Raw genomic sequence first — 23,278 nt, forward strand, 5'->3', positions numbered from 1 at the left:
AGCGCCTTCCGCTTGTACTTCCTTTTCGCCATCTGCAGACTCCCACGGTACGGAAGCCCCCGGGCGTAGGAGGTGCGATTCGAGCATTCTGCTAGTCGGGAACAAGTCACCAGTGACGAAGTCGCAAGACCTCCCGGACCAAACTTGGCGACGGGTATGCAACACCACTTCGCTAACGGCCTCGACGCTCGGGGGCACCCGTACCTATCGGCGTCGGACCCGAGTTACCAGCCGGACGAACCAGGGCTCGCCCGGCACCGCACTTGGCGGTTGGTCTGCCGTTCCCGGGCGGCTCAGCTCAAGCCGGCCCGCACTTGGCTTTGACGATCGCGCTCTGGTTGTTGTCGTCGCGGCACTCGTTGAAGGTCTTGTTGTTCGGATCGATGACGACCTTGGCGAAGAAGCCGTCGCTCTGCAGCGCGGCGCCGGCGGGCACGGTGAAGTCCAGCACCTCGGTCTGGCCGGGCAAGAGCGGCTTGGTGGTCACCACCGTGCCGAGCTGAGTCTGGGTCCCGCCCTGATCGACGAACACCGCCACCGTGACGCCGGCGGGCAGCCCGGCCAGGCCGATGTTGCGCACCGAGACCTTGACCACGATCGGGGTCGAGCAGCTCACGTCCACCTTCACGGTGACGTCCGGCGCGTCGAAGATCCCCTTGTCCTGCACGTTCTGGCGGAAGTTGTTCAGCCAGGACTGGGTCCAGTTGGGCTTCTGGGCCAAGGGGATGGAGCCGTAGATGTTGGGCGGATCGCAGGCGCTGTCCCGAGAGTCGCAGACGTTCGAGACCGAGTAGGCGTGCTGGTTCCAGACCGTGCGCGTGCCCACCCAGCTGTTCTGCTTGTCGCCGAAGGCGGTGATGCCGCGGTAGGCCGTCTTGCCCACCGGCGGCACCCAGGCCGGACGGTTGTTGGCGGCGTCGGGCTGGTTCCACGGGGCCACGTTGCACTTCCACCCGGCCGCGCTCGGGTCGGCGCCGTTCGAGACCATCAGGATCTCGGAGTGGCCGTCGCCGTCCACGTCGGCGACCAGCGAGGCCTCGGTCGCGGTGAACGAGGTCGTCTGGGTCGCGAACAGCACCTTGCCGGTCTGCCCGTCGTACACCCAGAGGAAGCACTCGTCGTTGTAGACGACCTCGGCCTTGCCGTCGCCGTCGAAGTCGAACACGCTCGAGCCGGTGACGCTCGACGATAGATCGTGGTTCGGCGCGGTCCACACCACGTCGAGCTTGTTGCCGGCGTAGTCGGGCTTGACCATCGTGTAGAGCGCCTGCTGCGCGACGCCGATCTCGCGCTTGCCGTCGCCGTCGAAGTCCGCGACCGTGGGCGGGCCGCCCTCGCCGGTGCTGGGCAAGGTGAGGGGACCGAGCTCGACCACGCCGGTCGCGCCCTCGAGCACCCAGAGCTTCCCGCCCTGCACGACCACGGCCTCCGGCTTGGCATCGCCGTCGAAATCGGCGACCGCGTTGAAGCCGTTGCCGACCCCGGCGGTGTTCCAGAGCGTCGTGCCGTCGAGCTTGTAGGCGGTGTTGCCGGCGAGCAGCTCGAGCTTTCCGTCTCCGTTCAGGTCCACGAAGAACGACAGCTCGCGCGCCGCGCCGCCGCCGTTGCCGCCGGTGCCGACCCAGAGCCGGGTGATGACGCCGCCCTTGGTCGAGAACAGGTTGCGCCCGTAGGCGACCTCCGGCGAGCCGTCGCCGTCCATGTCGGCGATGGCGATGCCGCCGCCCCAGCCGAACGCGCCAGCAGCGGCGCTGTCCACGGGCTTGTCGCTCACGCCGACCACCTTGCCCTGGTTGTCGATCACCGCGATGAACCCGTCGCCGGTCATCGTCACGATGTCGACCTTCTGATCGCCGGTGACGTCGCCGAGGGCGACCGACAGGCCCGCGAAGCCGAAGGCGCCGGCCTTGGCCTTGTCCAGCGTCCAGATCTCCTGGCCGCTCTGACCGTCGAGCACTCGGAGCTTGCCGGTCAGGCAAGTGCTGGGCGTGGCGCCGTTGCAGGAGCAGCAGGTCCCGGCCGCGTTGCCGGACACGAAGATCACGTTCGGAGGATCGGTCTCGTCCACCTTGCCGTCGCAGTTCGCGTCCACGACCCGGGCCACCGTCGGCGTCGCCCACACGTCGGCGAAGTTCGGGAACTGCTTGGGCGCCGAGTCGGTGCCCCACTGCCACTTCTTCACGGCAGTGAGCACGCCCGAGGGCGGGTGGTATTCGCACTGCTCCACGCAGGTTCCGCCGTCCGGCGCCCCCGCGTCACCTTGGCAGATCGGCGGCAGCTTCACGCACTTCCCGTTGGCGGGCACCGGCTGCGTGCACACCGCACCGCCGTCGCCCGCGCCGCCGTCAGTGAGGCCGCCGTCGCCGGCCGGTGTGCCCAGGGCCGTCTCGCAGTACTCGCCCGCTGCGCAGTCGGCCGCGGTCTGACAGGACTTGCCTGGGACGATGCACTGCTCGAAGAGACAGACCTCCGACGTGTTGCAGCAGCTCGCGCCGCAGGCCTGATCGAGCGACGCGCAGCACTTGCCACCGACGCACACGCCGGCCTCGCAGGGCTTTTGCGCGTTGCACTCCTCCGGCGTGCCGGTGTCGATGTTGACGCCGCCGCCAGTGCCGCCGCTTCCGCCGAGGGAGGCGTCGCCCGCGGCGCCGCCCAGGTTCGGCCCCACGGTACCGCCGCCGTCGTCGCCGCCGCAGGCGCTGGCGACCGCCGCTCCGAGCCCCAACACACCCAAGCCCCAGCGCAAGATCGACATGGAGTCGATGTTACCCGGGCCTGCACTTCTGCGTTCGGTGTTTCGGATCGGGCGGAAAAAGCGAGCGGCAGCGAACAAAAAGACAGGGCGCCGCCGGTCGGCGACGCCCTGGGAATTTTCCGCTGCTGATTTCGATCAGCTCATCGCGACGGCCATGAAGATGCCGTACACGATGCCGAGGACCACGTTCAAGCCGAGCAGGACGTAGCCCACGATGCAGAGCATGCGTGCCGTCTTGATCTTCTCGGCCGCCGTCGCCGTGTCGCCCTTGGCCAGGGCGTCTTTGGCCTGCATGGCCATCCAGACGTTGATCAGGCCGAGCAGACCGCAACCGCAGAAGATCGAGACGATCGACAGCGTGAACCACTTCTTGACGTGTGCCTCGAGGTCCGGGGGCGCGCCGCCGCCCATGCCCATCCCGGGCGGCATTCCACCACCGGGCGGTGCCATCGGGGCTCCACCGGGCGGACCCATCGGAGCACCGGGCATCCCGGGAGGCGCGCCGTACCCGCCGGGCGCTCCGCCCGGAGGACCGTACCCGCCCGGAGGCGGTCCATAGCCTCCACCCTGTGCCTGAATGCCGGTCTGCTGCTCCATCATCTGTGTGCTCCTCTTCCGCAGTCTGCTTTCGCTCTGCTACTTCCGAACCCGCTCCAACTTCGATGCACCGGCTTGTCGCAGTGCGGGTCGCAGGGTAGCCCGAAAGCTCCAGAAAACGCCACTGTCCGCTGTGCTGCTCCGCGCGAGCCTTGCCGGCGTCGAGGCTGAGAGGCTAAGTAGCTGGAACAATGAAGCAAATCACTGACTGGGGGACAGCGTACGGGTGAGCGTCAGGGCCTCCGTCGCGCCGCTCGCGACCGACAGCTCGACCCGCGCTTTGAGGGTGTCGTTTCGGCCGAGCGCGCACGCCCGGGCGGCGGCCTGATGGCGGCCGTATCCCCGCTCGAGCTCCGCTCCCGTGGCCGCGTCCACGATGCGCACTTCGGCGCCGGACGCGTCCGGACCGAGCGCGAGCACCACGTCGGCGCAGCGCGCGATCGGGATGACGACGTCGAGCTCCACGCGTTTGCTCTCGCTCAAGGCGAGCAGCTTGGGAGCGCCGACCTGATCGAGCCGCGGCACGGTTCCCCGCGCGAGCAGACGGCTGAGCAGTCGGCCAGCAGCGAGCGGGTGTGCCGCGAGCACCGGCGGCGGCACGCGCAGGCGACGTTGCTCGACGAGCACGGGTCCGGGCCTGGCGAGCGCTTCGAGGTCGAGGCGCGCAGGGCCACCCTTGCTGCAAGCGAACAGCGTCGCGCGCGCTCCGCCGCGGTCGTGCGCGATCAGCGACCCGTCGCTGGACCAGAGCCAGCTCTCCAGCCCCGACAGCGGGCGCCCGCCGACCGCGTCGATGCGAGCACAGCCCGGGCGGAGCTCGAGCTCCACGCTGGTGCGCTGCGCCACGGGTAGCTCGCCCCGATGGAGCTTCTTGGGTGCGTCGTAGTCACCTTTTTCGAGGCGCGCCGCGAGCGCGGCCGCCGCTTCGCCGACCTCGAGCGTCGGACCGAGGTCGATGACCGGGATGCGCGCGCCGAGCTCCGCGCGGCCACCGTCCTTGGACTGGGAGAGCACCACCACCACCACTCCGCGTCCGGATTGGGGTCGCACTTCCAAGGTGAACGCGGTCTTTTCCGGGGCACAAGCCACCAAGAATCGGCTGCGTCCGTGCGCCACGGCGCGACCGGTGATGCGACCGTCCGCGTCGAGCAGGGCGACGTCGAGGTGCGACACGGCTTCGGCGGGTGTCACCCAGGCATCGACGCAGCGATCCGCCTCCACTACCGCGGAGATCAGGCTCGGCGTCCCCGGCTCCACCGGCAGCGCCGCCCGGCGCAGCTCCTGCCAGCGCCCGCCGATGCCGCGCCTGTGTTCGCCGAGCGTGCGCTCGACCTGCGCCAGGACATCCGCCTCGGCCGCGCTGCCGAAGCCGGGGACTCCCAACGCCGCGCCGACCTTTGCCGCGTCGGACTTGGTGACGCGCTGCGCTCCGATCGCCACCGCGCCGTAGCCGGCGGCCACCCGCGCGCTCAGGTAGAGGCGGTCGGGGTGCGGAGGGCAGATCAGCAGGGTCGGTGTCTTGTTGGGGCGCTCATCCGAGCCGACGAGCGTGCCGTCGTCGGCAAACGCGAACAGGTCGATGTCGTCCACGTCCGCCGAGCCGCGCGCCATGAAGAGCGCGCAGTCGTCTCGCGGGACGCTGACGAAGCCGTTGATGCGGTCGCCCGGGGCGCCGGCGTCGATCGCCACGATCTCCGGCTCCGACGCGCCGAGGGCGCGCGCGCGGCGCGCGTCGGCGTGCAGGAAGCGCTGTCCGTCGAGGCGCCCCGCGACGGGGCGCACGCCGGCGCTGGGCGGAGGTGCGGCGGCGCCACCGACCACGGCGCAGCCGGTGGACAGGAGCAGGGCGGCCAGGAGGGCCCTCACTCGGCCTGCTCCCCGACGCGGGCGCGGCCCGCGCGAAACAGCCCCAGCAGCCAGGCGACGCCGTCGCCTCGCACCTCCACGTTGAGCCGTGCCGAAGCGTCTCCCCGTGCGCAGAAGGCCAGGGTCGTCCCCGAGGCGTCCGGCCCGCCGTGGTTCTGCGCCTGGCGCCGGCCGAGCTCCGCCGAGAGGGCGACTCCGGCGCTCTGGCCGCGCACCGCGGCCACGGCCGCGACGTAGCAGGCGTCCGGCTCGAGCTCGAGGGGCAGGAGCGTGATCCCCGAAACGCCGCGGGCCGTGAACACCGGCGCCGAGAGCTGTGAAGGCCCGCGGTGCTGGCGCAGCGCCTGGGCGATGCGTGCCCGTTCTTCCGGCGCCCAGCGCGGCGGCAGCTCCGCCGGGAGCGGGTAGTGCTCGACCAGCAAGCTCGCGCCGCCACCCGGGGCCGCGCCTTGGAACGTGAGCGTGGCGATCGCGCGTTCGGCGAGACACGCGCCGAGCGTGGCGTCCGCGGCCTCGGAGCGATCGCTCGCCACCGGCTCGGAGGACGCGCCGAGCGCCAGATCCGCGTCGAGGTCCACGTTCTGCCCCGCGCTGCCCGAGAGCAGGCTCACCCGATGGCAGCCAGGCTCGAGCTCGAAGCGCACGCGTCCGCGGCCCGCGGAGTCGGCGCTCACGCTGCGCTGCGACACCGCGCTGGCGCCGTCGCGCCGCGCCCGCGCCGCGTGCGAGGCGATCCGGCGCTCGAGGGGCTCCGGCACCGCGCGCGGTCCGGCGATCCCTGGGCCGGCGAACGCGCCCGGCGAGCGCGCCGCGAGCAAGCGCGTGAGCGGTGGGAAGGGGCGCGCACCTCGGGCGACCAGCACCTCGACCGCCCCGCGTGGCGAGCGCATCTCCAAGGCCAGCCGCTCGAGCATGGCCTTGCGGACTCCGCAGCGGACCAGCTGAGCGCCGCCGGCCACGCTCAGCTCGGGGTGCTCGCCGTCCGGCCAGGAGAGCGCGCCGTTCGAGGGCAAGAAGCGCAAGAGGAACGTGCTGGACGTCGTCCCCAGCACCGCCACCGTCACGCAGTCCTCCCGCAGCGGATCGCTGAAAGCGGCGGGCAAGAGCAGCGGTCGCAGACCACCCCGCTCGACGAAGCGGGCGGGCAGGCGCCGCACCTCGCCGGACGTCGCCCAACCTGCCGCGAGCTTCTGCGCGTCGCCGGCGAGATCGGCGCGCGCGGTCCCGGCGAAGATCGCGAGCGCCGTCAGCGTGCGCATGGCTGCTCGCAGAGGCCCGCGCATCAGTCCTCTTCGACGCCGAACGGGGCCTCGACGAAGCTCTTCTTGCGTTCATCCCAGACGAACAGTCGATGACCGGTGACCTCGCCCAGATCCACTGCCGTGACCAGGTAGGCGAGCGCGTGGCTCGGCGCGCCGTCGCCACCCATGGTCATGCTGGCCGCGTCTTCCGCGCTGAAATACGCGCCGCAGTCCAGGTGCGAGTGGAAGAAGACCTTCACCGCGCGCTCCTGCGCGTGCGCCTGGGCGATGGCCTTCTCGAACTTGAGCGCGTTGATCTTGAAGTACTCGCGCCCAGTCCGAGGGTGACCCTGGGGATCCACGGCGTGGTACTTGTTGGCCAGGTTCTCGAGCTCCACTGCGCGATCGACCGCGAGCCCGTCGTGGAGCGGACCCTCCAGGTAGCCGCAGGCCTCTTCGTTCCGGCCGTAGGCGGCGCGTCCGGCGCGCTCGACCTCGGCGAGCACCCGCTTCGGGATGCGGACGCCGCCATGAATCCAAGGGGTGCTCACCAGGCGTACTTCCTTTCCCACTTCAGCGGAGCAAAGTAGCGATCGCCGCGATCGCAGGCGATCGTCACCACGCAGCCTCCAGCTTGGCGCGCGTGCAGGCGCTCGGCCAGCTTCACCGCGCCGAAGATGTTCGCGCCGGACGAGTGCCCGACGAACAGGCCCTCGAGCTCCGCGACGCGGTCGGCCATGTCCCAGCCGTCCTCCGTGCTGACCGGCAAGATCTCGTCCGGCAGCGAGGGGTCGTAGATCTCCGGGACCAGGCTCGATGCCATGTGCTTCATGCCCTCGAGGCCGTGCAGCGCCTCGGCCGGCTCGACCGCGACGCAGTGGATCTTCCGCGGGTGCTCGTGCAGACGCCGGGTGGTCCCCATCATGGTCCCCGTGGTGCCGAGGCCCGTGACGAAGCAGCTGATGCGATCGCCGAGGGCGTCCAGGATCTCCGGCCCCGTGCCGTGATAGTGGGCGAGGGGGTTCGACGGGTTCGCGTACTGATCGGCGTAGAAGTAGCGCTCCGGGTCCTTGGCGACGATCTCCCGCACCAGGCGGATGGCGCCGTCGGAGCCCTCCATGGGGCTCGAGTGGATGAGCTCGGCACCGTAGGCCTGCGTGATGTCCTTGCGCGCCTTGCTGACGTTGCTCGGCATCACCAGCTGCACGCGGAAGCCGAGGGCGGCGCCCACCATGCTGTAGGCGACGCCGGTGTTGCCGCTGGTCGCGTCGATCAGGATCTTGTCCGAGCCCAGGCGTCCGGCGGCGATCGCGTCCTTCACGATGCGCAGGGCGGGGCGGTCCTTCACCGAGCCGCCGGGGTTCATGTACTCGAGCTTCACGTAGACCTCGACGCTCGGCGCGCTCCTGGCCACGTGGTTCAGCCGGATGAGCGGCGTCCCACCGACGGCGTCCGCGACGCCGGATAGGAGGCGCGCGCGCCTCACGGCAGCTCCAGACCGAGCGCTCGCCGGAGCTTCGAGAGCGCGCGCCAAGCGCCCGCGCCCACGCGCCGCGAGGCCGCGAAGCGAAAGAAGCTCTCGTGGACGAACGGCTCCGGCTCGCGGCCGGGTGTCAGGGCGAGCCGCTCCACCCCGGCGCGGTGCAGGTACTCGGCCTCGATGATGGCGCCGTCGGAGCCGACGACCTCGAGCGTGGCGGACTGGATGCGCGCCTGCCCGCTCGCGCCCACCTCTGGCAAGAGCGCCTGGCGACTGAGCGTCGGATCGATCATCAGCCGCCTGCGATGGCCGGTACGATGCTGATCTCCTGGCCGCTGGTCAGCGCGGTGTCCAGCCCATCGAGGAAGCGGATGTCCTCCTCGCCGACGTAGATGTTGACGAAGCGCCGCACTCCTTTGTCGTCGAGCAACCGGTCCTTCATGCCCGGGTGCGCCTTCTCCAGGCCGTCGATCACGTCGCGCACCGTCGCGCCGCTGATTTTCACTGCTTCTTCCCCGCCCGTCAGCGAGCGCAGGGGGGTGGGAATGCGAACCGTCACGTCCATGCTCTTCTCCTATCAGGCTGTGCAGAGCCCCGTCACGTAGCGGGACTCGGTCAAATCGGCGATGCGCCGCTCCGCGCAGAGCGGGCAAGCGGGGCGAGGCGGTACCGGCGTCGAACGCAGTCGATCGGTCTTGCCGTCGTAGCTCAGGATGCGGCCGGCGGCCTCGGTGTCGCCGACCAGGAAGCGGAGGGCCAGATCCGCCATCAGCGCGCCGACCAGCCCTACCACCGGGCCCATCACGCCTGCTTCGGAGCAGCCCTGCTGGGCGCCCTTTGGCACGTCCTCGAACAGGCAGCGGTAGCAGGGCGCGCCGGACGGGAGCACCAACCAGGCGGTGCCGTGCCAGCGGATGGCCGCGCCGTGCACGACCGCGCGCTGCTCGAGGAAGCAAGCGTCCGCCGCCAGGAACTTGGTCGCGAAGTTGTCGGAGCCCTCCAGCACGACGTCCACCGAGCGCACCAGGTCTCGCGCGCTCTGTGGCAAGAGGCGACCGTGGTGCAGCTCGATGCCCCGCTCCGTCCCGCCACGCCCGAGCAGAGTCTTTCGGGCCACCTCCAGCTTAGGCCTTCCCACGTCACCGGGCCCGAACAGGATCTGCCGGTGCAGGTTGGCCTCCTCGACCAGATCGTCGTCGGCGAGCACGACGCGGCCCACGCCCGCGCGCACCAGCGCGAGCGCAGCCGGACAGCCGAGCCCACCCACCCCGACGACGAGGGCGCTCCGAGTGCCGAGCACGGCCGAGTCAGTCCTGAAAGTACTCATCGAGGCTGAAGTAGCGTTCTCCGGTGTCGCACAGAATGGTGACCACGGTCTTGCCCGGTCCGAGCTCGCGCGCCACGTCGAGGGCGACCGCCACGTTGGCGCCGGCGCTCATCCCGACGAGCAGGCCCTCGCGCCGGCCGAGCGCGCGCTTCACCTGGTAGGCGCGCTCGTCGGCGATGGTCCTCACCTCGTGCGGTACGGAGGCGTCGTAGTTCTTCGGCACGAAGCCCGCCGCGATGCCCTGGATCTTGCTGGGTCCGCGCTCGCCGCGGGAGATGGTGGCGCTGGTCTCGGGCTCGACGGCGATCACGCGGCAGTCGGGGAAGCGCTCCCGCAACGCCCGGCCCACGCCGCTCACGGTGCCGCCGGTGCCGACGGCCGCCACGAACGCGTGCGGCGCCTGCTCTCCGAGGGCGTGCACGATCTCCCGGAACGTCGAGGCGTAGTGGGCCTCGGGGTTGGCGTCGTTCTCGAACTGCTGCGGCAGAAACGCGCCGGGGATCGTCGCCACGAGCTCGCGCGCCTTGGCGATCGCGCCCTCCATCTGCTCTGCTTCCGGCGTCAGCTGCACCTCCGCGCCCAGGGCGGAAAGGAGCTGGCGGCGCTCGAGGCTCATGCTCTCCGGCATGGTCAGGATGCAGCGATATCCGCGCCGGCGGGCCACCAGGGCCAGCCCGATGCCGGTGTTCCCGCTGGTGGGCTCGACGACCGTTCCGCCGGGGCCGAGACGCGCGTCGCGCTCGGCACGCTCGATCATGGCCAGGCAGATGCGGTCCTTGACCGAGCCACCGGGGTTGATGTGCTCCATCTTGGCGAGCACCCGCGCCCGAGGCGGGTCGCGTTCGAGCTTGGCGATCTCGACCAGCGGCGTGTCGCCGATCAGCTCGAGCACGCTGCCGTAGACGCCGGGGTGCTCGGGGAGGGGCGGGAGGCCGTCAGATGACATAGACATAACGCTGCCCCCGCGGGCGGTGGATGCCGAGCTCGTCGGCGCGTCCGCAAATGTCGGCGATGGTGACGCCGTCGAAGCAGGCCTCGATGCGCTGCGAGAGATCCCGGAACACCGCGTCCGTGACCGTGCGACCGTCCGCTCCGATCTTGCCTCGCCGCGGGCCGGGCTCGGCGCGCTCGGCCAGGCTGATGGGCCCTTCGAGCGCGCGCACCACGTCGCCCAGACGGATCTCGGCGGCACGCTTGGCCAGGCTGTAGCCGCCCTGCGGTCCGCGCTTGCTGCCCACGATGTTGGCGCGCTTGAGATCCTGGAAGATCTGCTCCAAAAATCGCGGCGGAATGCCTTGCCGCTCCGCGATGTCCTTGACCTGCGTGGGGCGACCGTCGTTGTAGAAGGCGATGTCGAACAGCGCCCGGACGGCGTAGCGGCCCTTGTTCGACAGCTTCACGGCCGGTTTTGTGCATTCACCCATCGGATTTGTCAAGAACCAACTCCCATGTGCGACACGCTGGTAGCCACGCCCGAGGTCACGGTCGACGGGCGCATGCTGTTCGCCAAGAACAGCGACCGCGAACCGACCGAGGCGCAGCGGGTCGAGCTGGTGGCGGAGCAGCGCCACGCGCCGGGCGCCGTCACGCGCTGCACCTACGTGGACGTGCCGGAGGTGTCGGCGACCCGGCGCGCGCTCTTGTGTCGCCCGTATTGGATGTGGGGCGCCGAGATGGGCGTGAACGACGCCGGCGTCGCGATCGGCAACGAGGCGGTGTTCACCCGCGCGCCCCACGCGGAGACCGGCCTCACGGGCATGGATCTGGTGCGCCTCGGGCTCGAGCGCGCGAGCTCGGCTCGAGGCGCAGTGGAGCTCATCGCAGAGCTGCTCGAAGCGCACGGACAGGGAGGCAACGGCGGGCATCGCAGCGTCTTTCGCTATCACAACAGCTTCTTGGTCGCCGACCCCGAGGAGGCCTGGGTGCTGGAGACCGCTGGGCGCGCCTGGGCGGCGAAGCGCGTGCGCGGCGTACGGTCGATCTCCAACGGGCTCACCCTCGGTGACGACTGGGAGCTCACGAGCTCCGGGCTCGCCGCGCGGGCCCGCGACTACGGCCTCCGGCCCGGCAAAGGCCGCGAGGACTTCGCGCGGATCTTCGCCGACCCGGTGATCACGAAGGCTGCCGCCGCCGTGCGCCGGCGAGCGTGCACGGAGCGGCTGCTCGAGCGCGAGCGCGGGAGCATCTCGGCGCTCACGGCGATGCGCGCGCTGCGCCAGCACGGCTCCCCGGACCGACCGAGCCGGGCGCTCGGCGGCGTGTTTCAGACCGTGTGCGCGCACGCCGGCTGGCTGCCGACGCGCGCGCACGGGCAGACGACGGGCTCGCTGGTCGCCCGGCCCGGCGACGCCTGCTGGGTCACGGCCACGGCGGCGCCTTGTCTGTCGCTGTTCAAGCCGGTGGACCTCGGCGCCGAGTTGCCCGCGTTCGGAGCGCCGAACGGTAGCTACGATCCGGGCACGCTCTGGTGGCGCCACGAGCGCTTGCACCGACTCGCGCTCCGAGACTTGGACGGTGCGCTGGGGTCGATCGGCGCCGAGCGTGACCGCTTCGAAATGGAGGTGCTCGAGGGACTGCCGCCGGGCGACGCCTGGGCCCGCGCGGTGCGACTCGAGGCGAGCTGGGAAGCGGCGCTGCGGGACCGCGGCCTGAGCTCGGCGCCCTTGCCCCGCTACTGGCGCCGCCTCGACCGTGAGTCCGGCTTGCCAGCGGCGCCGTCCTGACGCTTCCGCGGCAACTGGAAAATTCCAGTGTGGCCCGAGCAAAATCGTGGGCGCACGTGCACTTGGCGCGTGCGGGTCGGCCGGTCCATGCTCCAATGTCGGCGCTTGGGAGGCTCGATGCTGCGCGCACTTTCGCTCTCGCTTTTCGTCGCCACTGGCCTTTTCGTCTTCGCCTGCGGCTCGGCGGATTCGAGCGGGTCGAACCCGAACTGCTCCAACAACAGCTGTAGCGCCTGCGCGAACTGCTACGAGCTGTGCGTCTGTACCACCGGGGACACCGCGCAGTGCGCGCCGGCGTGCGGCATGAGCAGCACCGGTGGTGCGCCTGGCGGCGGCGGCGCTCCCGCCGGCGGCGCCGGCGGTGGCCCGAGCGGGGGCAGCGGTGGAGGCGGCGGCACCATCTCGTCGGGCGGGCTCGCGACGGGCCTGTCGATCACCGAGATCAGCCTGTACCAGGCGGTCAAGGTGCCGCTGATGCAGAACTGGAGCGAGCCGGCCCGCAACGCTCCGATCATCGTCGATCGCGAGGGCGTCTTCCGCGTCTTCGTCAACCCGGAGTCCGGCTACCAGGCCCGCGAGATCATCGCGCGGGTCGAGCTCGCCGGCGGCGCCACCGGCAGCTTCGACGGCGGGGCGTACATCGGCGGGCCGTCGTCCGACACTGACCCGAACTCGACCATCCAGGTCTCGATCCCGCCCGGGACCATCAAGCCGAACACGACCTACACCGTCAGCCTGCTCGAGGCAGCGCAGGGCCAGAGCTTCCCCGGCGCGAGCGACAAGGCGAAATACGGCGCGGTCAACCTGGGGGCGCAGGGCTCCGGCGTATTCAACGTCATGCTGGTGCCGATCGTGATCAACGGCATCACACCGGTGACCGGGCCCAGCGAGGTGCAGGCGTACCACGACCGGCTGTTCAAGCTGTACCCGGCCCACGAGGTCAACGTCGAGGTGCGCGCGCCAGCCACGTATGGCGGCTCGGCCCCCCAGGCGAAGAGCATCTCGGGCTGGAACCAGCTCTTGAACTGGCTGATGCAGCTGCGTTCCAACGACAAGCCGCCGGCCAACTACTACTACTACGGCGTCTTCACCCCCGCGACGTCCTTCGCCGCGTTTTGCGGCGGCGCGTGCATCGCGGGCCTGTCGAACACGCCGTACAACCAGCCGAACGACGTGCTCTCGCGCAGCAGCATCGGCCTCGGCTTTTTCCCGAGCGGCGGCAACCCGAGCTCGTCCGACACCATGGCGCACGAGGTGGGCCACGCGCTCGGCTTGTTCCACGCGCCCTGTCAGACGCAGGACGCCGATCCGCAGTTCCCGTACTCCGGCGGCGGCATCGGCACCTGGGGCTGGGACATCTTCACCAAGAACTTCCTCGAGCCCAGCAAGTACAAGGACATCATGGGCTACTGCGATCCCACCTGGACCGCGGACTGGACGTTCAACAAGATGTACAAGCGCATCTCGTACGTGAACGGAGCCGGTGACGTCGCGGTGCCCACCGATCCCGAGCGCGCCCCGGGGCGTTTCAACACGGCCATCATCGCCGACGACGGCACCCTCTCCTGGGGCACGCCCATCGACACGCCATGGCCGGTGCTCACCGACGAGCGCACGGTCGAGATCCTGGACGCTGCCGGCAAGGTCATCGGCAAGGTGAAGGGCTTCGCCTACCCGGTCGGGCACGACGGCAAGACGACGTTCCTGCTCATCCGCGACAAGGGCGCCTTCGCGCCGAACGCGGCGGCGATCAAGCCGGCGGGCTCCCCGGTGAGCCTCGCGCTCTAGCGTAGGAGCGGGAGAGATTGCGCCACGGCGCTACGCGCGCCACGAAGCCACGGCAGAATTTCTTGGTCGTGTCGTGGGCTGCCGCGCGCGCGGGTGCCGGAGCGCCGGCTCCGCCGAGCGGGTGGGAGCGGGAGAGATTGCGCCACGGCGCCACGACGCAACGACGCAACGACGGAATTTCTTGGTTGTGTCGTGGGCTGACGGGCGCGGGCGCGGGCGCGGGCGCGTCGGGTCGGCTAGAAATGAAATCGTGGCGCCGTGGCGTCGTGGCGCCCGTGGCGCAAATTCCCCAGTGCCGAAGCGCGAGCTCACAGGGCGACGTTTCGCAGCCGGAGCGCGTTGCCGATCACGCTGACGCTCGACAGGCTCATGGCGGCCGCGGCGATCATCGGTGAAAGCAGCATGCCGAAGACCGGGTAGAGCGCGCCCGCGGCGACGGGCACGCCCAGCGCGTTGTAGACGAAGGCCCAGCCCAGGTTCTGTCGGATGTTGGTCAGCGTCGCCCGCGAGAGCGCCCGGGCCCGGGCGATGGCACGGAGATCGCCCCGGACCAGCGCGACGTGGGCGCTCTCGAGGGCCACGTCGGTGCCGTTGCCCATGGCCACCCCGACGTCGGCGCGCGCCAGCGCCGGCGCGTCGTTGATGCCATCGCCGGCCATCAGCACCACGCGCCCCTGGCTCTGGAGCTTGGCGACCAGCTCAGCCTTTTCGCTGGGAGAGACGCCCGCGTGTACGTCCGCGATGCCCAACTCCTTCGCGACGACGCGGGCAGCGGCCTCCCGGTCGCCGGTGACCATGATCACCTGGATGCCCTCCGCTCGGAGCGACGCCAGCGCTTCGGCGGTGGTGCTCTTCACCGGATCGGAGACCTCGACCACTCCGTCGAGGGCGCCGTCCACCGCGATCAGCACCAGCGTGCGGCCCGCGCTCTCGCCGGCGCCGAGCTCGCCCGGCTCAATGCCGGCGTCCTGAAGGTGTGCGGCGTTACCGATGCGGACCTCGTGCGCTCCGACGCGCCCGCTCACGCCTCGGCCTGGCGTGGCGCTGAAGCCCTCGGCGGGAGTGAGCGTCAGCTTCTCCGCGCGAGCGTGCTCGACAAGGGCGCGACCGAGGGGGTGCTCGCTGCCGACCTCGAGGCTCGCCGCCAGCGCGAGGAGCTCCGTCTCGCTGCGCCCGCCGAGCGCGCTGACGGCGGTGACGCGCGGGCGGCCCTCGGTCAAGGTGCCCGTCTTGTCCACCAGCACCGTGTCCACCGCGGCCAGCCGCTCCAGCGCCTCGGCGTTCTTGAACAGGATGCCGCTCCGGGCGCCGCGCCCGGTCCCCACCATGATCGACATCGGCGTCGCCAGGCCGAGCGCGCAGGGGCAGGCGATGATCAGCACGCTGATCGCCGCCACCAGCGCGTAGGCCAGGCGCGGGGCCGGCCCCACGCTGATCCAGATCCCGAATGCGACCAGCGCCGCCACCACCACCGCCGGCACGAACGACGCCGAGACTCGGTCCGCCAGTCGCTGGATCGGCGCCCGGGTGCGCTGCGCTTCCATCACCTGGCGCACGATGCGCGCGAGCAACGTGTCCGCCCCGACCCGCTCGGCCCTGAGCACGAAGCTGCCGGTCGTGTTCAAGGTGGCGCCGGTGACGCGATCGCCCGCAGACTTGGCGACGGGGGCGGCCTCGCCGGTGAGCATCGACTCGTCCACGCGGCTCTCGCCCTCGAGCAGCACGCCGTCCGTCGGCACCTTCTCGCCGGGGCGCACCCGCAACCTGTCGCCGACGTGGATGGAGTCGAGGGGCGCGTCCGCTTCGTTGCCCGAAGCGTCCAGGCGGTGAGCGAGGGCAGGGGCGAGGGAGAGCAGCGCGCGCACCGCGCTCGAAGTGGCCGCGCGCGCCCGGAGCTCGAGCACCTGACCGAGCAGGACCAGCGTGACGATCACGGCGCTGGCCTCGAAATACACGCCGACCTCGCCGTGGTGCCCGCGCAGCTCGGCGGGGAACAGGCCGGGGGCGAGTGCGGCCACCAGGCTGTAGCCATAGGCGACGCCGGTGCCGACGCCGATCAGCGTGAACATGTTGAGGCGCAGCGTCCGAAGCGAGACCCACGCGCGCTGAAAGAAGGGCCAGCCGCCCCACAGCACGACCGGCGAGGCGAGCAGCGCCAGGACGAGCGGCCGAGCCGGAAGGCTCGCGACGCGGAGCGAGCCGAGCGCGTGACCGACCGGATCACCCGGCAACATCTCCGCCATGGACAGCGCGAACACCGGCAACGTGAAGAGCAGCGACACACGGAGGCGGCGGCGCATGTCGTCGAGCTCGGGGTTGTCGGGCTCGGCTGCGCCGATCTCGGCCGGCTCGAGCGCCATGCCGCAGCTCGGGCACGCGCCGGGCTTGGATTCGTGGACCTCCGGGCACATCGGACAGATCCAAGCGGACGCCGCGCTCGGCGCGGCCTTGGGCGCCGGCGGTGGCGGGGCGGGCGCCTCGGCCGAGGTCGCGGGCAGGTACTGGGCGGGGTTCGCCTGGAACTTCTCCGCGCAGCCCTGACAGCAGAAGAAGTACGGCTTCTTCTCGTGGCGGACCAGCGCACCCGGCGCCGAGCGGCTCACGCTCATTCCGCAGACCGGATCGACGGCCGTCAGGCAATTCGCTGGGTCCGCCTGGAACTTGGTGGCGCAGCCCTGGCAGCAGAAGAAGTACGGCTTCTTCTCGTGGCGGAAGCTCGCCTTGGCCGTCGCGCGCTTCACCGTCATACCGCAGATGGGATCGATGGCCGTCAGGTACGCCGCCGGATCGGCCTGGAACTTGTCGGCGCAGCCCTGGCAGCAGAAACCGTACGCCACGCCCTCGTGCTCGAAGCGCGCCTTCGGCTGCTCCGGGTTCACGTCCATGCCGCAGATGGGATCCTTCATGGGGCATCGGGAGAATTGGAACGCTTGGCTCGGCGCGGCAAGTGGCGTGTCGCGGAGAAGGCCCGCGAAAACTGCGTCAGCCCCGCACGCTCAGCATCAGCTCGCGCAATGCGGCCGCGGCGGGCGGCAAGCGCAGGGCGCCGCGGTGGCAGAGGACCAGCTGCCTCGGGATGGGCGTGGCGGGGTGCCTGAGCTGGACGAGGCGGCCGATGGCGAGGTCGCGGGTGATGGCCGCGCGGCTGATCAACGCCACACCGATGCCCTCGGCCACGTGACCCTTGATGGCGGCGATGCTCCCGAGCTCCATCACGATGTCGGCCTCGGGGAAGTGGCGATCGAGCATCTCCCGGGTGACGGTCCCCTTGGGGAACGTCAAGAACGGCGCGCCCTCGAGCCGCACGCCCGGCGCGGCCACCAACACGAAGGCGTCGTCGCGCCAGTGCTCTCCGTCCGGTCCAGTCAAGACGGCGATGTCGAGACCGCCGCTCTCGAGCTGATCGAGCGCCTCGTCGCGGGTCAGCTCCCGCAGCACGATGCGCACGCCAGGGTGACGCTTGCGGAAGCGCCCGAGCAGCGAGGGCAAGAGATAGGTCGCGGTGGTCGCGCCGGCCCCAAGACGCACCACTCCCTTGTCGAGCCCCTCGAGCTCGGCCACTGCTCGGCGCGCGTCTTCGATGGCGGAGAGGGCGACCCGCGCCCGGGAGGCGACCTCTCGTCCCGCGGCTGTCAGCTCCGCACCGTGCCGGCCGCGGTCGAGCAAGCGAGCGCCGAAGGCCTGCTCGAGCCTGCGCACCGAGACGCTGAGCGCCGGCTGGGTCAGGTGCGCGGCGCGCGCCGCCTGGGTGAACGTGCCGCGCTCCGCGATCAGCAGCAGGTGCTTCAGATCATCCATCATGATTGTTTATGGAAACTACCAAAACAATCAATTGGTGCAACTGCTCACCGAGGCCCACCCTGGGCTGCATGTTCGACGTCGCGCTGCTGCTCTGCTTGGGGGTCGCCGCCGGAGCGCTGACCACGCTGGCTGGGCTCGGTGGCGGGCTCCTCCTGCTGCTCGGGCTCTCGCTGCTCTGGGATCCGGTCCGGGCCTTGGCGGTGACCACCCCGGCGCTGCTGATCGGGAACCTCCACCGCGGTTGGGTGCTTCGCGAGCGCGTGAACTGGGCCGTGGCGCGCGCCTTCGCGCTCGGGGCGGTGCCCGGCGCGGCCGTCGGTGGGCTCGCGGCGGTGAGCGTTCCCCCCGTGGCTGTGAACGTGCTGATGCTGCTCGTGACGGCGCTGAGCCTCGGGCGCGCGCTCGGCGCGTTCGACGTGCGCGCGCCGGCCCGCGCGATGACCCCCGCCGGCTTCGTCATCGGCGGGCTCACCGGAACCGCGGGCGGCGCCGGGGTGCTCACCGGCCCGCTGTTCTTGTCGGCGGGCCTGTCGGGCGACGCCTACGCCGGCACCATCGCGGCGTCCGGCGTCGCCATGCACCTCGGGCGCGTCGCCGGCTACGGTGCCGGCGGTCTCTTGACCCGCGATCTCTGGCTCTGGTCGGGCTCCCTCGCTTTGGCGCTGGTCTCGGGCAACGCGCTCGGGCGCCGCTTGCGCCGCTTCACCGAGAAGCTCCCGGAGGGCGGCGTCGAGCACGCCGTCCTGGTGGTGTGTGTGGTCCTGGCCGTGACCGGGTTGGGCCGCTCCTGAGGGCGCGTGGTATGTCGAGCCCCATGCTGCGGAGCTCGCTCCTCGTGCTCGTCATCGCCGTCGCCGGGTGCTCCTCGGAGGAGCCGGGCTCGGAGCCCGAGGCGCCCACGAAGTGCGATCCGAGCAGGCCAGCGCCGAGCAGCGTCCCGGCGTTCGAGCTCTTGCGCGAGCAGATCGGCGGCGGCTACGCGCCGCTCGTGGCCGGCGATGCGCTGGTCCGTCACTACGGCGCCCAAGGTGGATCGCACTTCTACGTCTACGGCCGGCTGTTCTCCGCCGAGCCGAGCGTCTGGCTCTTGAACGCGAGCTTCACCAGCGCCGACTCGACGCTGCTCGCGCAGGGCAGCCGCGGCTTCACCGCCTGCGCGGCCGAGTGGGTCGAGCCGCGGGAGATCACCGTGTTCCTCGAGGCCGGCGGCGACCTTGCTGGGACGCTGCTCGTCACAGCGAAGCCCGAGCAAGGTACGCCGCTCACCTTCGAAGCGCCGATCACCGTCAGTGGAGGTTGACTTCAGCCAGTCGGAAGAGTGGCGGCGCGGGGTTGGGGTCCCCGCGCGGGGTGCGGGGCGAAGCCCCGCCGCGAGCAACCGGCGAGGCCGGGGCCGGCTACGCTTCCGCTGGCGTCAGGCGCCAGACGTCGTGCGCGAAGAGTCACGTGAGGTGCTCTCTCAGCCCGTGACCGGCGCGGTCACGAGCTCCTCTTCACCCGGCTCGGAGGCAAGCCGCTCGCGGGAGGCCTCCGCGGCCTTGCGCCAGGAGCCGCGCTCGAGCCGCCACCAGAGCAGGCTCGAACCGACGACGATCTCGGCGCACAAGCCGAGCCAGCCGCCGAGCGCGCCCCAGCCGAGGCGCACGCCCAAGAGCCAAGCCAACGGCGGGGTCGAGACCCAGGCGATGACCACGGCGATCACCGCCGGGTAGCGCACGTCACCGGTGCCGCGCAGAACGCAGCGGGCGATGGCGTTTGCCCCGTCGAAGATCTGGAAGGCAGCTGCCACCCAGAGCAGCTTCACCGTGACCGCGCGGACCGCGAGGTCGGTGGTGAACGCCCCGGCCAGGAGCTGGGCGAAGGCCACGAACACGAGCGCACAGGCTCCCGTGTACGCGGTCGCGACCAGGAGCGCGCGCCGCGCGACCTTTGGCACGAGCCCGTCCTGTCCGGCGCCGACCGCCTGCCCGACCATCACGCTCGCGGCCTCACCGACGGCGAGCGCCGGCAGGAACGAGATGTGGGTCAGCTGCAGGGCGATCTGGTGCGCCGCGAGATCCACGGCGCCGATGCCCGCGAGCACGACGACCAGGACCGCGAAGGCGCCGATCTCGAGCAGGAACTGCAGGCCCAGGGGTACCCCGAGGCGCAGCAAGGTCCCGACGTGTCGGAGCCGCACCCGCGCCCAGGCGAAGCCGGGGCGACGCGACGCCGAGACGAGCAGCGCCGCCTCGACGACGTGGGAGAGCGCCGTCGCCGCACCCGCGCCGCGCACGCCGAGGCCGAGCACCAGGATGAACAGCGCGTCGAGCGCGATGTTGCAGAGGTTCGCGCCGAGCGCGGAGACCAGCGGCGAGCGCGAGTCCCCGAGCCCGTAGCGCGCCTCGCGGAGCGCCACGGCCACGAGCACGAACGGCGCGCCCAGGTTACGCCACCACAGGTACTCGGCGGCGAGGTGCCCGGCCTCGGCGCTGGCCGAGAACCGGGGTAGGAACGCGGCCAGCCCGCGGCCCGCGCCGATGCCCAGGAGCCCCAGGGCGAGCGCGAGCGCGATGCCTGCCGCGAGATACACGGGGATGTCCCCGCGCCGCCCGGCGCCGGTGGCCTGACTGACCACGACCTTCACCGAACGAAGCAGGCCGAAGCCGAAGACGATCAGGCCGAAGGCAGCGATGCCACCGAGCCCCACGCCTGCGAGTGCGTTAGCCCCGAGCCGGCCGACGAACAGCGTGCTCACCAGGGTCATGACGCTGTAGGACAGCATCGAGACCGCGATGGGCCACGCCAGCCGCACCAGCTCGGGGACGGGTTTCAATCTCCAGTGGAGGGATTCTCGTTGTCGTTGTGTGTTCATGACGATTGACTCCAAGCGCGAAGCAAAAAAAAAACCGCGGGGACCTTTCGGTGCCCGCGGCAGGAGATCAGGGGTATTTGGCTGGTTTAGGCGATCAGCCGACCTCCTGCCGCGAAGGCAATGCACACGCCGAAGTCCTTCCGGGACTTCGCGGTGAGCATCTGGTTACGCGGGAGGCGGTTCATGGATTACCTCGTAGCTTCCGTTTCAATCCCACGATTTCGCGCACTGGTCAAGCGCGCGCAGATTGTCGTGGCGCGGCGCGGTGTTGTGATCACTCGCAGCGAGCGATGAGCCAGCCGCCGGCGACGTTCTTCGAGCTCAGCTTGGGCTTCCCGAGCCACACCAGCGCGACTTTGCCGCGCGCCGCAGCGATCGCGAGGCGCGTTCCGTCGAAGTCCGCGCCGAGCTTGGCGGACGAAATGTTGCCGAAGCTCGGAGTGCCCATCGCGCCGCCGAGGCTGTCGAGCTGGATGAACATGGGGCTGCCGTGGGCGGCGTAGAGTCGATCGCCGTCCACCGCCAGCACCGAGGAGAGCGCGCCGGGGCTCGGCAGCTCGCCCGTGGCGACGGTGTTGATGCCGCCCGTGGCGAGCTCGTAGACGCCGACGTGGAGCCCGCTCGGGGTGCGCACTCCGGCGGCGACGCGCGCGTCCCAAGCCACCAGATCGCCGGCGTTGGCGGCGGGCAGCGCGGGCGCCGCGGCGACGCTGAGCACGCTCGCACCGAGCGGGCCGAGCAGAAGCTCCGAGCTCCCGGCCGCCGGGTTGGGTGAGAGCAGCGCGATGACCTCGCTGCCAGTCGCGACGGACGCCCAGGGGCGGGGCCCGTCCCCGAACGGGTGGGCGATGGGCACCGTGGTCTTGAACACCGCACCTTGGAGGACGATGCGCTCGACCACCGCGGGCAGGCCGTCCGTGGTGACCAGGTAGACGAGCTCCCACTCTCCGGTGAGCTTGCCGGGCGCGACGGCGCGGAGCGAGGTGTCGAGCTGCTCGAACGCGCCGTTCTTCGGCGCCGAGGCCTGCTCGACGACGCCCTTGTCGTCGAATGGGATGAATACCGCGCCGGCGCCCTTGCCGCAGTTGGGCGTGCTGGCTGCCAGCATCCCGAGGCCGCTCCGATAGGCGAGGCTCACGCCGTCAGTCGGGACTTCGCTGGTGCAGCCGCCCAGCTGGAAGTCGGAGGGATTGCCGGCCACGCCCGCGTCGGAGAGCGAGAGCACGAGGGCGCGGAGCGAGCTCCCGTCCTGGTCGCGGTAGCCGATCACGAACCCGGTGTCCGTCGCGACGATCCCGGGGCCGGTGAGCGTGCCGGGGCCCGCCATCAGCGCGGGCAGATCGCCAGACGACTCGAGCACGCAGCCCGAGACGCTGCCGCCTGCGCCGCCCAGCGAGCCACCAGCGCTACCGCCGACGGCGCCGCCGGCGCCTCCCGTGCCGCTCGTGCCAGCGTTGCCACCCGCGCCGCCGCTGCCGGCACTCGGGCCCTCCGTCTTTCCCCCGCAGCTCGCGAGCAGCGTCGAGAGCGCGGTGAGCACGCGCCAGGTGGTCCGCATGCAGCGAGTCTACACCGTCACGGGGCAGGCTGCCTGCAGCGCACCCGCTCGCGGGTCGGGGCCAAACACATCTTGTTGGGCGCGCAGGGGTGCGTGACGATCATCCAGCAGCTGCCGTCGGCCTCCCAGCGCTCGAGCTTGGCGTCATCGTGCGGCTCGGGCAGCGCAGGTGCCGACAGCGCCCGCGGGTAGAGACCGATCTCGAGGCGCGCGCCGCGCTCGGCGTCGGTCGGCAGCTTCACCGCGGCGAAGGCCTCCCGCGTGCAGTTCGAGAGCGCGTTGTCCGGGGCGCCCTTCACCTCGACGCCTCCTTTCGGGAGCTTGATCGAGATCGTCAGCGTCGCCGTGGCGGAGGCCTCGCGCCCGAGCCACTCCGCGTAACAGGCGTAGAGCGCCGGCAACGCCGCCAGCCAACGCGTGGTGATCGGCGGTTCGAGCGCGGAGCCGAGGTCCTGCTCGTCGGTGACCCGGAGCATCGGCCCCTCGGGATCCCGGGTTTTGGTCCAGCCGCTGTCGCTCGGCGCGAGCGTGGGCTTCTCCGGCTCGGGAGGCGGCGCGACGTAGCGGCTCTTCGCCGCCGCCGGCGCGCAGGCCATCCAAGTGTCGGCCTGCTCGAAGGCCTTCGCGAGCCAGGCCCTGGGGATGGTGTCGAGGGGCTCCTCCAGCCGCAGCCCAGCGACGTTCTTCGCGTCGAGCCCGGGAAAGGACCCGAGCACCCGCCCGTGCCCGCGCAGAGCGGCGACGCGCAGGAAGGTGAAGGCGCGGACGTAGTCCTTCTCGTCCGCAGGCTCCGGCGCGTGATCGGTGAACGCGAAGCCGAAGACCACGCTGCCGAAGCGGTGCTGCCCCTCCAGGCTGCCGTGCTCGGCCGCCTCTTCCAGGTCCTTCACGCCTTGCTCGAAGAGCTCGCGCTTGGGGTGCTCTTCGTAGCGCAGGTGCTCGAGGAACGGTTTCGCGCGCTCGAACGCCGCCTCGCCTCGGGCGACGTCCACCGGCTCGCACTTCGGCGTCGCCCTTGCCTCGGGCTCGGGCGCGACCGCCGGCGGGGGCGCCCCCGCGCAGGCCAGAAGGAGGCTCAACCCGAGAAGAGGCAACGTTTGCAGGGGGTTCATCACTCGGGGAGTGGCGCAGATCCCAAGGACCTCACCAGACTCACGCGGGCCGGAGGCCCGCTCCGGAACCACGTCGTGGGTCTTGGCAAGATCAGATCGCGATCGGCAAGAGAGAGGAGTGTGCGAATTCCGGCCGGGGCCGGCGCCGGTCGTTTCGACCGAGTGGAAGTGCCGCG

The 23,278-nt window shown here is 71.1% G+C and carries 20 protein-coding genes; 4 read left to right on the forward strand and 16 right to left on the reverse strand.

The window, feature by feature from the left end; translation table 11 throughout:
- Window positions 1-298: 298 nt before the first annotated feature.
- The 11 genes from HS104_10425 to HS104_10475 all read right to left on the reverse strand — a co-directional run bounded on the left by HS104_10425 (window position 299) and on the right by HS104_10475 (window position 10,666).
- Window positions 299-2,755, reverse strand: coding sequence for a VCBS repeat-containing protein (locus HS104_10425; protein ID MBE7480383.1), 2,457 nt, complete (start codon window positions 2,753-2,755; stop codon window positions 299-301).
- A gap of 135 nt (window positions 2,756-2,890) precedes the next feature.
- Window positions 2,891-3,205: a CD225/dispanin family protein gene (locus HS104_10430; GenBank protein ID MBE7480384.1), complete on the reverse strand. Its 315-nt coding sequence runs from the start codon at window positions 3,203-3,205 to the stop codon at window positions 2,891-2,893.
- Window positions 3,206-3,553: 348 nt separating this feature from the next.
- Window positions 3,554-5,218 (reverse strand): hypothetical protein, encoded by a 1,665-nt coding sequence (locus HS104_10435; GenBank protein MBE7480385.1) that lies wholly within the window; start codon window positions 5,216-5,218, stop codon window positions 3,554-3,556.
- Window positions 5,215-6,477, reverse strand: coding sequence for a hypothetical protein (locus tag HS104_10440; GenBank protein ID MBE7480386.1), 1,263 nt, complete (start codon window positions 6,475-6,477; stop codon window positions 5,215-5,217). Before HS104_10440 ends, HS104_10435 begins: the two co-directional genes overlap by 4 nt.
- Window positions 6,478-6,500: 23 nt before the next feature.
- On the reverse strand, window positions 6,501-7,013 hold the full coding sequence (locus tag HS104_10445; GenBank protein MBE7480387.1) for a Mov34/MPN/PAD-1 family protein: 513 nt from the start codon (window positions 7,011-7,013) through the stop codon (window positions 6,501-6,503).
- Window positions 7,007-7,945, reverse strand: a complete 939-nt coding sequence (locus tag HS104_10450) for a cysteine synthase family protein (protein MBE7480388.1) — start codon at window positions 7,943-7,945, stop codon at window positions 7,007-7,009. The genes HS104_10445 and HS104_10450 overlap by 7 nt, the downstream gene beginning before the upstream one ends.
- Complete coding sequence (locus HS104_10455) at window positions 7,942-8,232, reverse strand: hypothetical protein (protein ID MBE7480389.1); 291 nt, start codon at window positions 8,230-8,232, stop codon at window positions 7,942-7,944. The genes HS104_10450 and HS104_10455 overlap by 4 nt, the downstream gene beginning before the upstream one ends.
- Window positions 8,232-8,504, reverse strand: coding sequence for a MoaD/ThiS family protein (locus tag HS104_10460; protein ID MBE7480390.1), 273 nt, complete (start codon window positions 8,502-8,504; stop codon window positions 8,232-8,234). Before HS104_10460 ends, HS104_10455 begins: the two co-directional genes overlap by 1 nt.
- 12 nt (window positions 8,505-8,516) lie before the next feature.
- On the reverse strand, window positions 8,517-9,266 hold the full coding sequence (locus HS104_10465; GenBank protein MBE7480391.1) for a HesA/MoeB/ThiF family protein: 750 nt from the start codon (window positions 9,264-9,266) through the stop codon (window positions 8,517-8,519).
- The gene (gene cysK / locus HS104_10470; GenBank protein ID MBE7480392.1) at window positions 9,247-10,212 is read right to left on the reverse strand and encodes a cysteine synthase A; all 966 of its coding nucleotides are present in this window, start codon (window positions 10,210-10,212) and stop codon (window positions 9,247-9,249) included. Before cysK ends, HS104_10465 begins: the two co-directional genes overlap by 20 nt.
- A complete protein-coding gene (locus tag HS104_10475) occupies window positions 10,202-10,666 on the reverse strand; it encodes an Rrf2 family transcriptional regulator (protein ID MBE7480393.1) in 465 nt (154 codons plus the stop codon). The genes cysK and HS104_10475 overlap by 11 nt, the downstream gene beginning before the upstream one ends.
- A gap of 48 nt (window positions 10,667-10,714) precedes the next feature.
- On the opposite strand from HS104_10475, the gene HS104_10480 reads away from it, so the two are divergent.
- Window positions 10,715-11,989, forward strand: coding sequence for a C69 family dipeptidase (locus tag HS104_10480; GenBank protein MBE7480394.1), 1,275 nt, complete (start codon window positions 10,715-10,717; stop codon window positions 11,987-11,989).
- 117 nt (window positions 11,990-12,106) lie between these two features.
- A complete protein-coding gene (locus tag HS104_10485) occupies window positions 12,107-13,777 on the forward strand; it encodes a hypothetical protein (protein MBE7480395.1) in 1,671 nt (556 codons plus the stop codon).
- A gap of 308 nt (window positions 13,778-14,085) precedes the next feature.
- Here HS104_10485 and cadA read toward each other — a convergent pair whose 3' ends face one another.
- A complete protein-coding gene (gene cadA, locus HS104_10490) occupies window positions 14,086-16,662 on the reverse strand; it encodes a cadmium-translocating P-type ATPase (GenBank protein ID MBE7480396.1) in 2,577 nt (858 codons plus the stop codon).
- Window positions 16,663-16,759: 97 nt separating this feature from the next.
- Window positions 16,760-17,575, reverse strand: coding sequence for a LysR family transcriptional regulator (locus tag HS104_10495; GenBank protein ID MBE7480397.1), 816 nt, complete (start codon window positions 17,573-17,575; stop codon window positions 16,760-16,762).
- Between the two features lie 71 nt (window positions 17,576-17,646).
- Here HS104_10495 and HS104_10500 point away from each other — a divergent pair, with 71 nt between their 5' ends.
- Window positions 17,647-18,369, forward strand: a complete 723-nt coding sequence (locus HS104_10500) for a TSUP family transporter (protein MBE7480398.1) — start codon at window positions 17,647-17,649, stop codon at window positions 18,367-18,369.
- Between the two features lie 23 nt (window positions 18,370-18,392).
- Window positions 18,393-18,878 (forward strand): hypothetical protein, encoded by a 486-nt coding sequence (locus HS104_10505; GenBank protein ID MBE7480399.1) that lies wholly within the window; start codon window positions 18,393-18,395, stop codon window positions 18,876-18,878.
- Window positions 18,879-19,037: 159 nt separating this feature from the next.
- On the opposite strand, the gene HS104_10510 is transcribed toward HS104_10505, so the two are convergent.
- From HS104_10510 to HS104_10520, 3 genes are all read right to left on the reverse strand, one after another.
- Window positions 19,038-20,393, reverse strand: a complete 1,356-nt coding sequence (locus HS104_10510; protein ID MBE7480400.1) for an MATE family efflux transporter — start codon at window positions 20,391-20,393, stop codon at window positions 19,038-19,040.
- Window positions 20,394-20,706: 313 nt separating this feature from the next.
- Complete coding sequence (locus HS104_10515; protein MBE7480401.1) at window positions 20,707-21,990, reverse strand: hypothetical protein; 1,284 nt, start codon at window positions 21,988-21,990, stop codon at window positions 20,707-20,709.
- A gap of 17 nt (window positions 21,991-22,007) precedes the next feature.
- Window positions 22,008-23,102: a hypothetical protein gene (locus HS104_10520; GenBank protein ID MBE7480402.1), complete on the reverse strand. Its 1,095-nt coding sequence runs from the start codon at window positions 23,100-23,102 to the stop codon at window positions 22,008-22,010.
- Window positions 23,103-23,278 lie beyond the last annotated feature (176 nt).

It is taken from the genome of Polyangiaceae bacterium (assembly GCA_015075635.1).
In the GTDB taxonomy this organism is placed as follows: Bacteria; Myxococcota_A; Polyangia; order Polyangiales; family Polyangiaceae; genus JADJKB01.